Here is a 14,586-nt window from a genome sequence, read left to right on the forward strand (position 1 = left end):
ATTACTCCTTCAGGCAATCGGCTGATGCACGGTGACGAGTTTGGTGCCGTCCGGGAAGGTGGCTTCCACCTGGATCTCCGGGATCATTTCCGCGATACCTTCCATGACCTGATCGCGGCTCAGCAGGGTCGTGCCGTAATGCATGAGCTCAGCGACGGTCTGCCCGTCACGCGCACCTTCGAGCAGCGCCGCAGAAATATAGGCCATGGCTTCCGGGTAGTTGAGCTTCACGCCGCGCGCCAGACGCCGTTCGGCGACCAGTCCGGCGGTGAAGATCAGCAGCTTGTCTTTTTCGCGTGGTGTCAGGTCCATGGGGCTTCCGTTTGTTCAAATTCGTTGGTTGATCGTTCCCAGGCTTGAGCCCTCATCGTTATGTATAAGTCTGTTTTGGGTTCTGGCCGAAGGCCGTGGGAGCGAACTTGTTCGCGAAGGGGCCGGTGTAGTCGCCGAAAATGCAGCGCCTAAAACATTGTCTTCGCGAACAAGTTCGCTCCCACGCCCTGCGGGCAGAAGCGCTAAAAGCCCCGATTTTCGGGCTTTTCAGGACTTATGTATCACGCTGAGTGCATCAGCGCCGAGGGTGTAGCATGGAATGCAGAGCGTCCAGTCATCAATCAGGTGTTCCAGATTCTTGGCGTTACCGCCTCGCGTCCCAGCAGGGCAGGGCGCAGGTATTTCCAGATTTGTATCAGCCAGGCCCGTGCGTGCAGTGCTTCGTCTGCCAGGCAGCGAGCGACCAGCAGGCCGGGCAGTTGCGTCAGATCGCCGCGTACCGGGTTGGGCATCGACAGCGAACGGCAGGCCTCGAGCAGCTCGCTGTCGACTTCGCCGGTCATCAGCAGGGTGGCGAACACTGTTCTGCCGTCCAGGCCGATGGGCGAGTCCAGCAGCCCGTCGCCACCGATAATGCGTTGTCGCTCATGCCAGAGCAATGTGCCGTCGCGACGGATATCCAGATGCGATTGAAAATGCCCGTGCTCGAACCGCTCGCCACTGGCCGGCCGGCCCAGCGCCACCACATCCCAGTAGCATAGCTTCGCATCACCGTGCAGCTCTATGCGGGTGCTCAGTTCTGCCTGGGCGTTGCTGAAGACGATGCTTTCCTGCGGCAGCCATTCCAGTGTCGCGCCGGGCTGGACGTGCAGTTCCAGTTGCTGAAAGGCCGGGCTGGCGGCGCGATACCATTTGGCCGCGCCGGGGCTGGTCAATTGTGCCCAGGCATCGGCACCCACGGTGGCCGAGATATCCAGCCGGTCTCCCCCGGCGATACCGCCCGGTGGATGTACGATGATGTGCTGGCACACCTCCGGGCCTTCGGCGTACAGATGCTTTTGCACGCGCAGCGGTCCTTTGTGGCGCCGCAGTGTCGGGCGTGTGCTGTCATCGAAACGGCCGTAACCCAATTCCAGCTCGGCGTGCCAGCTGGGGGTGAAGAGGGCGGTGTTGGCAGGCAGGTTCATGGTGTCTTCATTGGCTTGTCGAGTGCTGCACGATAACGGATTGACGCATCAAATGGTCACCAGACCACGAACGCCGTCGCTCTCCATGTTCTCGCCACGGCCCTGCTGGACGATCTCGCCCCGCGACATCACCAGGTACTGATCGGCCAGTTCCGCGGCGAAGTCGTAGAACTGCTCGACCAGCAGAATCGCCATGTCGCCACGCTCGGCGAGCTTTTTGATGACCGCGCCGATTTCCTTGATCACCGAGGGCTGAATACCTTCGGTGGGCTCGTCGAGAATCAGCAGGCGTGGACGGCTCGCCAGCGCCCGGCCTATCGCCAGTTGCTGCTGCTGACCACCGGACAGATCGCCGCCGCGACGGTGCTTCATTTGCAGCAGCACCGGGAACAACTCGTAGATGAAGGCCGGCACTTCCTTGGCCTCGGAGCCCGGAAAACGCGACAGGCCCATGAGCAGATTTTCCTCGACCGTCAGCCGGCCGAATATTTCCCGGCCCTGCGGCACGTAAGCAATCCCGGCATGTACCCGTTGGTGTGTCTTGAACTGGGTGATGGCCTTGCCTTCCCATTGCACCGAACCTTCCTTCGATGGCAGCAGGCCCATCAGTACACGCAGGAGCGTGGTCTTGCCCACGCCGTTGCGGCCCAGCAGGCAGGTGACCTCTCCGACCTTCACATCAAACGACAGACCGCGAAGAATGTGGCTGCCGCCGTAATATTGGTGGAGCTGGCTAACAGTGAGCATGAGGGCCTCATGAGTTATAAGCTTCAAGCTTCAAGCTGCAAGTAAAGAGCAGCACGTTGTTTTTGCTTCTAGCTTGCAGCTTGCAGCTTGCAGCTAAAAGCTTGCAGCTGGTCGCGCTAGCGCCCCAAGTAAACTTCGATCACGCGTTCGTCGGCCTGTACGTCGTTCAGCGAGCCTTCAGCCAGCACGCTGCCCTGGTGCAGCACGGTGACATGGTCGGCAATCGAGCCGACAAACCCCATGTCGTGCTCAACCACCATCAGCGAATGCTTGCCGGCCAGGCTCTTGAACAGCTCGGCGGTGAATTCGGTTTCGGCATCGGTCATGCCCGCGACGGGTTCGTCGAGCAGCAGTAATTGCGGGTCCTGAACCAGCAGCATGCCGATCTCCAGAAACTGCTTCTGGCCGTGGGACAGCAAGCCCGCAGGGCGGTGCATCGAGCTGATCAGGCGGATCGTTTCCAGCACCTCAGCGATCCGGTCCTGTTGCTCGCCGCTCAACCGCGCACGCAGACTGGCCCACACCGATTTGTCGGTCTTCTGCGCCAGCTCAAGGTTTTCGAACACGCTCAAGGCCTCGAATACCGTGGGTTTCTGGAACTTGCGGCCGATGCCGGCCTGAGCGATCTGCACTTCGGTCATCTTCGTTAGGTCCAGCGTTTCACCGAACCAGGCCTTGCCGTGGCTGGGACGGGTCTTGCCGGTGATGACGTCCATCAGCGTGGTCTTGCCCGCGCCGTTGGGGCCGATGATGCAGCGCAGTTCGCCTACGCCGATGTACAGATTCAGATCGTTCAGGGCCTTGAAGCCGTCGAAGCTGACGCTGATGTCTTCCAGCGTCAGGATCGTGCCGTGGCGAGTATTGAGGCCCTTGCCTGCGCTCTTGCCGAGCCCCACCGCATCGCGGCTGGTGCCGGCGTCGGAGTTCGGGGCCAGGATCGGTTCCAGCATGAAAGACGGGGTCGGAGTGGTTTTCATTGCTCGCTCCTTTTCTTCAGCATGCCGATCACGCCCTTGGGCAGATACAGCGTGACGATGATGAATAGCGCGCCGAGAAAGAACAGCCAGTATTCCGGGAAGGCCATGGTGAACCAGCTTTTCATGCCGTTCACCAGACCTGCGCCCAGCAGCGGGCCGATCAGCGTGCCACGGCCACCCAGGGCTACCCAGACAGCGGCTTCAATGGAGTTGGTCGGCGACATTTCGCTGGGGTTGATAATGCCGACCTGCGGCACATACAAGGCGCCAGCCAGACCGCACAGCACGGCGCTCAGCACCCAGACGAACAGTTTGAAGCCGCGCGGATCGTAACCGCAGAACATCAGGCGGTTTTCCGCATCGCGCAGCGCGGTCAGCACGCGGCCGAACTTGCTCTGCGCCAGGCGCCAGCCGATGTACAGACTGGCCACCAGCAGTGCGACCGTGGCCAGAAACAGCGCGGCTCTGGTCCCTTGTGCACTGATGCTGAAGCCCAGAATGCTGCGGAAGTTGGTGAAGCCGTTGTTGCCGCCAAAGCCGGTCTCGTTGCGAAAGAACAGCAGCATGCCGGCGAAGGTCAGCGCCTGGGTCATGATCGAGAAGTACACGCCCTTGATCCGCGAGCGGAAGGCGAAGAAGCCGAAGATCAGCGCCAGCAGTCCCGGTGCCAATACCACCAGGCACATCGCCCAGAGGAAATGGTCGGTGCCCGCCCAGTACCATGGCAGCTCGGTCCACGACAGGAAGGTCATGAAGGCCGGCAACCCATCCCCAGCGGCCTGGCGCATCAGGTACATGCCCATGGCATAACCGCCCAGGGCGAAGAACAGGCCGTGGCCCAGCGACAGCAGCCCGGCGTAGCCCCAGACCAGGTCCAGCGCCAGCGCGACAATGGCGTAGCAGAGGATCTTGCCCACCAGGGTCAGGGTGTAGGCCGAGACCTGAAAGCTGTTATCGGCAGGCAGCAGCGACAGCAGCGGCAGTGCCAGCAGCACTGCAAGGATTACGCAGCCTGCGGTCAGCGTGCCTCTGGGCCCGACTTTTTGCGCGGCAGTTACTATCAATGGCTGGCTCATCAGTCGATCACCCGTCCTTTCAATGCGAAGAGGCCTTGCGGACGTTTCTGGATAAACAGAATGATCAGCGCCAGGATCAGGATCTTGCCCAACACGGCGCCGATTTGCGGTTCGAGAATCTTGTTGGCGATGCCCAGCCCGAAAGCCGCCATCACGCTACCGGCCAGTTGCCCGACACCGCCGAGCACGACCACCAGGAACGAATCGATGATGTAGCTTTGGCCAAGATCAGGGCCCACGTTGCCGATCTGGCTCAGGGCTACACCCCCCAGACCTGCGATACCTGAACCCAGACCGAAGGCCATCATGTCGATGCGCCCGGTCGGTACGCCACAGCAGGCGGCCATGTTGCGGTTCTGGGTAACGGCGCGCACGTTCAGGCCCAGGCGGGTCTTGTTCAGCAGCAGCCAGGTCAGCACCACCACGAACAGCGCGAACGCGATGATCACGATGCGGTTGTAAGGCAGCACCAGATTAGGCAGCACCTGGATGCCGCCAGACAGCCATTGCGGGTTGGCGACTTCGACGTTCTGCGCGCCGAAGGCCAGACGCACGGCCTGAATCAGCATCAGGCTGATGCCCCAGGTCGCCAGCAGGGTTTCCAGTGGGCGGCCATACAGATGACGAATGACCGTACGCTCCAGGGCCATGCCGATCGCGGCGGTGACAAAGAACGCCACCGGCAACGCGATCAGCGGGTAGTACTCGATGGCCCCCGGTGCGTAGCGCTGCAGCATCAGTTGCACGACGTAGGTGGAGTAGGCCCCCAGCATCAGCATCTCGCCATGGGCCATGTTGATCACGCCCAGCAGGCCGAAGGTGATCGCCAGACCCAGCGCCGCCAGCAACAGGATAGAGCCCAGCGACATGCCGCTGAACGCCTGGCCGAGGATCTCCCCGATCATCAGCTTGCGCTTGACCTGCGCCAGGCTGGTTTCAGCCGCCACGCGTACCGAAGCGTCGGTTTCCACGCCGGGCGCCAGCAATGATTCAAGACGGGTACGCGCCAGCGGATCACCGGTTTCGCCCAGCAGTCGCACGGCAGCCAGACGTACTGTCGGGCTTGAGTCGACCATTTGCAGGTTGGCCAGCGCCAGGGTCAGTGCGCTTTTGACGCTGGAATCTGTTTCGCCGGCCACGCGTTCGGTCAGCAACTCCAGTTGTGCAGGGCGGGCGCTTTTTTGCAATTGCAGGGCGGCGGCCATGCGCAGTCGTGTATCGGCTGCCAGCAACTGGTGGCTGGCCAGCGCGGTTTCAACCAGGCCGCGCAGCCGGTTGTTCAAGCGCAATTTACGCGGTTCGTCAGGCGTTGGCGCATCGGCGGCGGCTGGTGCCTGTGCATCGACGGCCACGTATTGATCGTTGTTTTCGATCCAGGCGCGCTTGCTGCTGTCGGCACCCACACGGCCATCGCGTAAGGCTTCAAGCAGCTCGACGCGTTCCGGCACAGGCTTGGCGGCCCAGGCCTCCAGCAGTTCTGCCTGTTGCGAAGAACTGGCTGCGACAAAGTCGCTGGCATCACCGGCCTGGGCAGCCAAAGGCAGCAGCAGGCAGATGGCGAGGATCAAACGGTAAAAATAAGAAGGCATATCAATATGGCCTTGGTCTGTTATGGCGTTCCACTAGACATTCGTGGCTGTTCGCCCTGACGCTGCTCGTTCCTCACGCTCTGCGTGGGAATGCCGTTCGTGACGCTCTGCGTCAACCATGCACCGAGCCGCGCGCTCAGGATCGGACGCGGAGCGTCCAGAACTGCGTTCCCACGCTGGAGCGTGGGAACGATCAGGCTGTGTTGATAGGGGGTCAGTTGCTCTTCGCCGGGGCGTCCGGCTTCTTGTCGTTGCCAGGGATGTACGGGCTCCATGGCTGGGCGCGGATCGGCTCTTTGGTCTGCCAGACGACGTTGAACTGACCGTCGTCCTGGATTTCGCCGATCATCACTGGCTTGTGCAAGTGGTGGTTGGTCTTGTCCATGGTCAGGGTAAAGCCCGACGGCGCTGCGAACGTCTGTCCGGCCATGGCTTCACGGACCTTGTCCACGTCGGTGGATTTGGCTTTCTCGACCGCCTGCGCCCACATGTGAATGCCGACGTAGGTGGCTTCCATCGGGTCGTTGGTCACGGCCTTGTCAGCGCCTGGCAGGTTTTTCTTTTTGGCATAGGCTTTCCAGTCAGCCACGAACTTCTTGTTGACCGGGTTTTCCACCGACTGGAAGTAGTTCCAGGCGGCCAGATGGCCTACCAATGGCTTGGTGTCGATGCCGCGCAGTTCTTCTTCGCCTACCGAGAAGGCCACAACCGGTACGTCGGTAGCGTTCAGGCCCTGGTTGGCCAGTTCCTTGTAGAACGGCACGTTGGAGTCGCCGTTGACGGTGGAGATAACGGCCGTCTTGCCACCCGCGGAGAACTTCTTGATGTTGGCCACGATGGTTTGATAATCGGAGTGACCGAACGGGGTGTAGACCTCTTCGATATCGGTGTCTTTCACGCCTTTGGAATGCAGGAATGCGCGCAGAATCTTGTTGGTGGTGCGCGGGTAGACATAGTCGGTGCCAAGCAGGAAGAAGCGCTTGGCAGCGCCGCCATCTTCACTCATGACATAGTCGACGGCCGGGATAGCCTGTTGGTTAGGCGCGGCGCCGGTGTAGAAAACATTGGGCGACATTTCTTCGCCTTCGTACTGCACCGGGTAGAACAGCAGGCCGTTGAGTTCTTCGAAGACCGGCAGTACCGATTTGCGCGACACCGATGTCCAGCAGCCGAACACCACGGCGACCTTGTCCTGGGTCAGCAACTGACGGCCTTTTTCCGCGAACAGCGGCCAGTTGGACGCCGGGTCCACAACGACCGGCTCCAGCATCTTGCCGTTGACGCCGCCTTTGGCGTTGATCTCGTCGATGGTCATCAAGGCCATGTCCTTGAGCGACGTCTCGGAGATGGCCATGGTGCCGGACAACGAATGCAGAATGCCGACCTTGATGGTCTCGGCAGCCTGAACGGTCCAGGTCAGCCCCATGGCGGCGATGGATGCGGACAGGGTAAAGGCTTTGATCAGGCTGCGACGCTTCATTGACTGGCTCCCTTAGTACATTGTTTGAGGTTTGGCGGCGGTGCATTTCGTTGCTCTTTCAGGCTTTAGCAAGGTCTGGGCCAACGCAGCAACGTCGCGAAACGGAATGATTTTGTCGCGTTGAGTCGAGGAGTCGCACCAAGGTGGAACAACGTTCTGCCGTTGGTGCGTATGAAGCTCTGCGATGGTGCGAAAGGGGTGTTCAGGCTAGCGAGCGGTCAATTTCCCAGGTGTTTCAGACCCATAGCTCCTTTGCTCCGGTGTACAGGTCAAACGTCTGATCAGTGAGTTGCTCGGGAGCGTCGAACCACGCAAACAGCTGACCGTTGATTCGCGTTGTCGCCCCCAGTTGCATGCGCGTGCCCGGTGCGACGGCGACGTGATCACCGAGGAAGCCGGTAAACATGTTTTTTTTCGGTATGCCCGGGGCAAAGATGAAAAAGACCGGGTGATTTTCTGCATTGGCGTTACTGCTCACAAATCCATCCCGGCTCCACAGGAAGGCATTGGCTCGCGATATCGAGGCGGACTGCACGCCACTGTCGGTAAACACCGCACCTGCTTCGTGCTCCAGACAGGCCATCCCTTCGCTTGATACGTACGTCGAGCGAAAAGCAGTGCCATCCCATGCTTTGAGCTGATAGAACTGGCTTAGAAAGTTGCGTGTTGTGGCATTGCGCACACCGCTTCGTAACAGAGGGTTGATGTCCGTCGAGCCACCTTCCGCATAAGCCGCTATTTCGGAAAGGTTTTCGGCGTTGGACGCTGCGCCCAGGGCGAGGTAGTCGGCCTCGAACTTCAAGCGTTCGGCGCTACCTGTCTCTTCCAGGGACACAGGCCAGGCAGTGGTCAGGCTGGCCAGTTGTGATCGGGCATTACGGATGGCGGACTGACTGATGCGTGGTATCTGTTTGCCCACGGTTTTCCAGGCCCCGCTGGTGGTGCGCAAAGCGTATTCCTGCTCATGCACCAGTAGCGTTGGGTCAGTCGGGGATCGCCGATAAAGGCGCGAGTGACCAAACATATTGGTACGTCGGCTTACGAAAAAGGTCTGGCCCTCTATATCGATGGCGATGAAACGTTGGGAGTCCATAGCGACGATCAATTTGGGGTCTGCAAAGCGGGGGGCTCTGGAGTGCGACAGGAGGTAGCCGATCTGGATCTGCCCGTCGCGGCCGACCCTGCGGATCAGGTGCGGGCGTCTTACCACCTTCGAGGCATGCATTGCCGGCTTCAGGGCGAGCGCCAGGCGGCCAATGAAAGCGGTAGCAAGATAGCCTACGGCGCTCAGAAATTCCTCGGCTGCACCTTCGAGGTCGCCTTCGTCGAGTTTCGAGAAGGCGCTCCAGGTCTTGTACAGGCCCACGCCCAGTGCGACAGGCATCATGATCGGGTCAGGCAAAAACAGAATTCCGATGTTGGCGATCAGATCGAAGGTTCGGCCTGATCGCCCCATGCCGTTGGCCAGACTCATTTGCCGTTTGGCTTCGCTGATCAACTGATTGATCCTGGTCTCGTGGATTTCCACATAAAGGTCTTTGCTTTGGCTGACAAATACCACCGGGTGCAGCAGCCTCGCCGGGATCGGTATCAGCGACAGTTGGGTAAAAACCTCTGGCATGCGCCAGTGCTTGGCCTGCTTTTCGTATTGCATGGCACGCAACGTTTCCAGGCGTCTGGAAACCGGTATTTGCTCAATCAGATACTGCTGGAATGGCGCTTTTTCCAAAAAACCGGTGGTCAGGTGATACATGCTGTTGAACCAGCGGAAGACGACGCCGTCGGCAGCATCCAGCGTGCACAGCACCAGTGGCCCCCGCTCGAATTTGTCGGCTGGAGCAATCAGCATGACATTGGTCATCATGAATTGATTGACGCTGAAAAACCGGACCTCGATGGCTTCCCCTTTGATGGTCCGACGCCCTTGCGGTGCCGGCGAATCAAGCACTGCCTCGATCCACTCAAGACCGGCCGGTGCAAAAGCCTGCTGTTCGATCTCCAGCAGGGCCATCTTCATCCGGGCTTCCAGCATGGCTTTCTGCAACTGCTTGAGTTGTCGCGCATACGCCGATGTCTTCAGATTGAGATCGAGGTAGTCGCTAAGGTGCTGAGGGTTCTCTATGGCTGTGATCAGCCCCTTTATAGTGGCCATGTCCAGTTTATGGATGACGGCGCCTGCCTCATCGACAGCCTTGATCAGCACTGCATCTGCGGCCCTGGCACGGTGGGCATGGGTATGCGCCAGTTGCCAGAGCGAAATGTTTTCAGTTTCGGTTGTCGGCAGCACAGGTGCGCCGGGGATCTCCAGCACTTCGGTGCCAAGCCTGTAATTAATTGAAACGGTAATCTGCTGCGCGGCTATTTCGACAGATGCCTGTTTCAATACTTCATCCAGCTGCTTGTCGATATAGCGCGTGAGATAGGTACGGCTATCATTGTCCGGCGGGTCGAAGTTAGCCTTGCTGACTTGGCGGATGCTGACAACCGACTCACCAAACTGTTGTGCCTGCGCAAGCCATTCCTCGCGTTGCGACGCCTGCATGGTTTTCCACCAGTCAGGCATCTGGCTCTGAACCAGGTCGTTATCGAGCCTGTCCAGGCGCCAATGGTTGTCAAAGTAAAACTCTGGCTTCAGCAAATGCGTTATCGATTGCTCGAAACAAACCTCGTCCATCCGTTGAGCACGAGCAAGCTGTACGGCCTGAGCGAACATTGATTGCTGTCGGGCGATCTGGCGGGTGTGCAACAGGCTCAGAAAATTGCCTTCCAGCAAGGTGTACTGCCATTGCAGCGCGATGAAACCGGAGGCGGCCTGGCTTGCCTGTTCAGCCGCAGGCTCAATCCCCAGGCGTCGCCTGTAGTCAGGCTCTGTTGCGCGTTGAGCAAGGCGCTCATTCATGTGTGTCAGGGATGCAAATGCCTCCAGCCCGTCATAAGGAGTGAACAGCAGGACGTCCTCAAGCTCCTCTTCGTCAAGCTTTAACAGCGGTTCTTTACGAAGACGTCGAGCGATGGCAAACGCACCGGAGATCGCAATTGCAGGGCCATCACCGATACGGGTCGAGAGGCTGAAAATGCTGTGGGGTTGAATCTGCGCGATGTTTCCGGCCGGGCGTGTGGCACATGGCCCCAGTGCTGCCGATAGCAGACTGTAGTGCCCGGTCGCCATTTTTCCCGAGGCGATCAGCACCGCGCATTCGGATTTCAGACACTCGATCTGCTCGGCCAGATACCGGTTGCTCCGGGTTTCACCGTCCGGCGTTGCGATGGCCCAATAGTCTGCAAGTTTCTGGCTATAGAATTGCTCCAGCTGCTGGCTGACCCGAGTGTAGAAATCCACGATAGCCGCTCGACCCAGCGGCTGGATGGCCGGTGTCTGCGAAGTGGACGACGGGGTCGGGTAAAGACCCTGCACATCATTGTCGGTCCAGTTCAAAAGGCCGGTGAAATGCTCGACCAGGCTGGAGATCAACGGAACGCTGTGTATGTTGGCGCCGTCGTCCGCTGCGACCTTGCTGTCGCGGTAGGTCAGCCATGTGGTCTCGACATCCAGGTCGGGTTTGAGCGGGTGCAGCAGGCTACGGGCGAGCTCTTGCGTCGTCTTGCTGAAACCGGGTGGATAGCTATCGCTGGCAAGCGAGGCGGGTAGAGGTGGGGGTGATGTCGTGAGCGGTAAGTTCATGGTGCCGATTCGTCTGCATGATGGATGATCCGCTCGAGGCAATGGCCTGGCGGTTCATGTCATGTAGTCACGGTCGGTGCTGCGGGGATATCAGCCAGCGATGGTCGATGGCTGCGGCATCGGCTATTCGGTGGGTAGGACGTGTAGGGGGAGCAAGAGCAATTCAAGGCAGGGCGAGGCCTGAAACCGGGTATGAGGAGGAATTCATCACAACGCCACTCAGTGGTTTCAGGCCCCGCAGGGAGCAATCTAAGCTGTTGTCGCCTGTTTGGCAAAGCGCGAAAGCACTATTCGATCAAGCACCCAGACAATGAGCATCGAAATGCCCACCAGAGGGAACACTGCGCCCAGGGCAATCATCACCACTGTCGCTGTTTTCCAGCGTGGCAGGTCGTGGCGCAAGGGCGGTACACCGAGCCCGCGCTGAGGTCGACGTTTCCACCAGATCACCAGGCCGCTGACCGAACTGAGCAACACCATCAGGCAAACCAGCAAGATAAGCAGCTGGTTGATCCAGCCGAAAAACTTGCCCTCATGCAGCATGACGCCCAACTCGGTAGCCTTGGACACCGTGCTGTAATCGACGTAGCGCACATCGGCCAGCACCTTGCCGGTGTATTGGTCGATGTGCAGCGTCGCATCATCACGGGGGTCGTCGGCGAACACCGACACGGTAAACACGCCGTCAGCTGTCTTGGGCTGGGTGATGCTGTAGCCCGGCACGATGTCTCTGGCCCGCGCGATGTCGACCACCTTCTGCAAGGACACTGTTGGCGCTGCCGGTGCGCTGGACATGTGCATGTGGTCCATGTGCTTGGCGTGTTCGCCGGTCGAAACCGGCATCGGTGTGTTCTCCATTGCCCACGGCACGGTCTGCACGCTGGCATTGTTCAGCTCGCCAGCCTGCCTGTCGGACTTGGGGACGTCGGTCCACATGGCGGCCGGGAAGGTGTTCCACACCGCCGCGTATTGCTTGCCCCACAGACCGGTCCAGGTCATGCCGCTCAACAGCATGAACAGCAACAGCAAAGCGCCCCAGAAGCCGGTAACCGCGTGCAGATCACGCCACAGCACGCGCCCTTTTGCCGTCAGGCGCGGCCAGAAAACCCCAGCCGCGGAGCGACCGCGTGGCCACCATAGATAAAGGCCGGAAATCACCAGCACAACGCCCCAGCCTGCCGCCAGCTCGACAAGCCGGTCGCCCAGCGTGCCGATCATCAGCTCGCCGTGCAGTGCGCGGGCAACCGCCTGCAGGTTCTTTGTGGCGTCCTGGGTGCCAAGAATGTCGCCGCGATAGGGGTCGATGAAGACATTCAGCTCCCGTCCCTGCTCGCTGACGACAAACTGCGCACTGCCCTCGGTGCTGGTCGGCGGGAAATACTTGCCGACCGTGGCGTGTGGATAAGTACTCAGCACGCGCTGTTGCAACACGTCGGCAGTCAGGCGGTGCTCGGCCGGCGCGACGTTCAGCAGATCGCTGTACATCAGGTTATCCAGTTGCGGCTTGAACAGGTAAATGATGCCGGTCAGCGACAACAGGATCATGAACGGCGCGACGAACAGTCCCGCGTAGAAATGCCATCGCCAGGCAAGGTTGTAAAAAGAGACATCAGGTTTGGACACGTCAAACGCTCCCCAATAGGGACAACACAGCACGAACGGCGCGCAGCAGTGAGCCGCGCGCCCTCGTGAAATCTTTTTTTCGGCTTATGCGGTGATGAGCGCTGGTGGTGCCCGGCTTCGAGCATTGGGGAAGATGGCGTTGCGGGCATGCCCCGGCAAGGGCAGCAGGGCGAAAAAATCAGCGGGTCCGGGTGGCGGGGCGGCGACCAGTTGAAGGACATGGGGCAATGCCGGGCAACTGAACAGCAGTGTGCAATAGCCACATTTTGCCCACAGCGCGTGATCGCTCATACCGGCGTCGGCAGGCATCGCATGCTCGCTGCCATGCTGGGCGTGACCATCGGCCGGCATGTCCATCCCGGCTGGCATGGACATCGACATGCCGGCGTGATGATCCATCGGCATCGACTGGGAAACCAGTGGACCGATAAAGATCATCAACATGGCAAACAGGCTCAGCCAGGCTCCCCGGTTATTACGAGGGGCTGATCTGTCGCGACGGCATGCGTTGCTCACTCGGGAAGGCTACTCAGTGCTGGTGCTCCGAAGCCTGCTTTTGTACCACGACCTGCACCTCGATATCCCCCGCCTTTTCGAAATGCAGGGTCATCGGGAAGCGCTGGCCGACCACCAGCTTCGAACGGTCCTTGATGTCCAGCAGCATCACGTGCCAGGCCATGGGTGCGAAAACCACCTTCGCGCCAGGCGGTATGTCGACCGCCTGCACGTGCTGCATCTTCATCAGCCCGTCGGCGTGTACATGCTCATGCAACTGCGCCTGTCCGGCGATGGGCGTGTCGACGCCGATCAAGCGGTCGGCGCTGTCACCCTTGTTCTCGAGGGTGAAATAGGCCGCCACGGTTGGTGCATTGGGCGGCAGCTCCATTGACCACGGATGGCCGATCAGCAATGGCCCTGCCTTGTACTCATGGGCGTGGACGAGGCAGGCTGGCAGCAGCAGTGCGGCCAGCAGCAGTGCTTGTTTGAGCATGGGGGATTCTCCGGGGGATTCGATGAAGGAGTGAAAGGTAGCTCAACTGGAAGTCCGAAACACTTGGGCAAACCTTTGAGCGCCGCTGAGTGAGCCCGTTTCGTAGAGTCGTTCCCCAGCACGCAGCCATAAGGTGATGAGGATGAATCAGAGATCACAATCACATCGTTTACGCTTGGGGCGATTCTCCGGTACCGGCCAGATTTATTTGGTCACCGCAAAAACATTCCAGAGAACTCCTGTCTTTTCCGATTGGCGCATGGGGCGTCTGTTGGTGGATGAGCTTCGACACGTTCAGGCGCAGCAACTGGCCGATTCATTAGCCTGGGTTGTAATGCCCGACCACATTCACTGGCTACTGCAGTTGAATAGCCACTCATTATCCAGCGTTGTACAGCGCGTTAAATCGAAAAGCGCGATCGCCATCAACAGAGCCAGAGGCTGCAGTGGACCTTTTTGGCAAAGCGGATTCCACGACGTCAGCATCCGCACTGAAGAAAGCCTTTTGGATTTTGCCCGTTATATCGTTGCCAATCCTGTTCGAGCCAACCTGGTCAAAAGCGTACGCGATTATCCCTTATGGGACGCAATTTGGCTGTGAAAAACCGGCCTCTTCGTGAGCAAGCTCACTCCCACAGGTCCAGAGTTTTTTCGAGGAATGTGGATAACTCCCACAGGGCTGGTGTGTTTCAAGTCATGTAGATGTTCATGCGGCATCGCTGACCTTGTGGGAGCGAGCTTGCTCGCGAAGGCGGATTAGCAGATCAACAGATTTTCAGCGACTGCCCCGGCCTCTTCGTGAGCAAGCTCACTCCCACAGGGCCAGAGTTTTTTCGAGGAATGTGGATAACTCCCACAGGGCTGGTGTGTTTCAAGTCATGTAGATGTTCATGCGGCATCGCTGACCTTGTGGGAGCGAGCTTGCTCGCGAAGGCGTAGTCACGGATATATAGATTTTCAG

General features: G+C 59.5%; 12 protein-coding genes. 1 reads left to right on the top strand and 11 read right to left on the bottom strand.

Annotated features, from left to right (window positions below):
• Nucleotides 1-9 precede the first annotated feature (9 nt).
• From ureA to QRN50_RS13005, 11 genes are all read right to left on the bottom strand, one after another.
• Nucleotides 10-312, bottom strand: a complete 303-nt coding sequence (gene ureA / locus QRN50_RS12955) for an urease subunit gamma (RefSeq protein ID WP_003317023.1) — start codon at nucleotides 310-312, stop codon at nucleotides 10-12.
• A 302-nt stretch (nucleotides 313-614) separates the two neighbouring features.
• Nucleotides 615-1,460, bottom strand: a complete 846-nt coding sequence (locus QRN50_RS12960) for an urease accessory protein UreD (protein ID WP_024642116.1) — start codon at nucleotides 1,458-1,460, stop codon at nucleotides 615-617.
• Nucleotides 1,461-1,508: 48 nt separating this feature from the next.
• Complete coding sequence (gene urtE / locus QRN50_RS12965; RefSeq protein ID WP_024642115.1) at nucleotides 1,509-2,207, bottom strand: urea ABC transporter ATP-binding subunit UrtE; 699 nt, start codon at nucleotides 2,205-2,207, stop codon at nucleotides 1,509-1,511.
• A gap of 116 nt (nucleotides 2,208-2,323) precedes the next feature.
• Complete coding sequence (urtD, locus tag QRN50_RS12970; protein WP_024651864.1) at nucleotides 2,324-3,184, bottom strand: urea ABC transporter ATP-binding protein UrtD; 861 nt, start codon at nucleotides 3,182-3,184, stop codon at nucleotides 2,324-2,326.
• A complete protein-coding gene (gene urtC, locus QRN50_RS12975) occupies nucleotides 3,181-4,260 on the bottom strand; it encodes an urea ABC transporter permease subunit UrtC (protein ID WP_011269027.1) in 1,080 nt (359 codons plus the stop codon). The genes urtD and urtC overlap by 4 nt, the downstream gene beginning before the upstream one ends.
• On the bottom strand, nucleotides 4,260-5,849 hold the full coding sequence (urtB, locus tag QRN50_RS12980; RefSeq protein WP_011269026.1) for an urea ABC transporter permease subunit UrtB: 1,590 nt from the start codon (nucleotides 5,847-5,849) through the stop codon (nucleotides 4,260-4,262). Before urtB ends, urtC begins: the two co-directional genes overlap by 1 nt.
• 214 nt (nucleotides 5,850-6,063) lie before the next feature.
• Complete coding sequence (urtA, locus tag QRN50_RS12985; protein WP_011269025.1) at nucleotides 6,064-7,329, bottom strand: urea ABC transporter substrate-binding protein; 1,266 nt, start codon at nucleotides 7,327-7,329, stop codon at nucleotides 6,064-6,066.
• 235 nt (nucleotides 7,330-7,564) lie between these two features.
• Nucleotides 7,565-11,011 carry a dermonecrotic toxin domain-containing protein gene (locus QRN50_RS12990; RefSeq protein ID WP_096126932.1) on the bottom strand — a complete coding sequence of 1,149 codons (3,447 nt, stop codon included), beginning with the start codon at nucleotides 11,009-11,011 and terminating at the stop codon, nucleotides 7,565-7,567.
• A gap of 249 nt (nucleotides 11,012-11,260) precedes the next feature.
• On the bottom strand, nucleotides 11,261-12,634 hold the full coding sequence (locus QRN50_RS12995; protein ID WP_096126931.1) for a PepSY-associated TM helix domain-containing protein: 1,374 nt from the start codon (nucleotides 12,632-12,634) through the stop codon (nucleotides 11,261-11,263).
• A gap of 84 nt (nucleotides 12,635-12,718) precedes the next feature.
• The gene (locus QRN50_RS13000) at nucleotides 12,719-13,093 is read right to left on the bottom strand and encodes a DUF2946 domain-containing protein (protein ID WP_218961543.1); all 375 of its coding nucleotides are present in this window, start codon (nucleotides 13,091-13,093) and stop codon (nucleotides 12,719-12,721) included.
• 70 nt (nucleotides 13,094-13,163) lie between these two features.
• Nucleotides 13,164-13,625, bottom strand: a complete 462-nt coding sequence (locus tag QRN50_RS13005; protein ID WP_058399220.1) for a copper chaperone PCu(A)C — start codon at nucleotides 13,623-13,625, stop codon at nucleotides 13,164-13,166.
• A 142-nt stretch (nucleotides 13,626-13,767) separates the two neighbouring features.
• On the opposite strand from QRN50_RS13005, the gene QRN50_RS13010 reads away from it, so the two are divergent.
• Complete coding sequence (locus tag QRN50_RS13010; protein WP_003400255.1) at nucleotides 13,768-14,226, top strand: REP-associated tyrosine transposase; 459 nt, start codon at nucleotides 13,768-13,770, stop codon at nucleotides 14,224-14,226.
• The last annotated feature ends 360 nt before the right edge of the window (nucleotides 14,227-14,586 follow it).

Source organism: Pseudomonas sp. MEJ108, from assembly GCF_030208985.1.
Lineage (GTDB): Bacteria > Pseudomonadota > Gammaproteobacteria > Pseudomonadales > Pseudomonadaceae > Aquipseudomonas > Aquipseudomonas fragariae.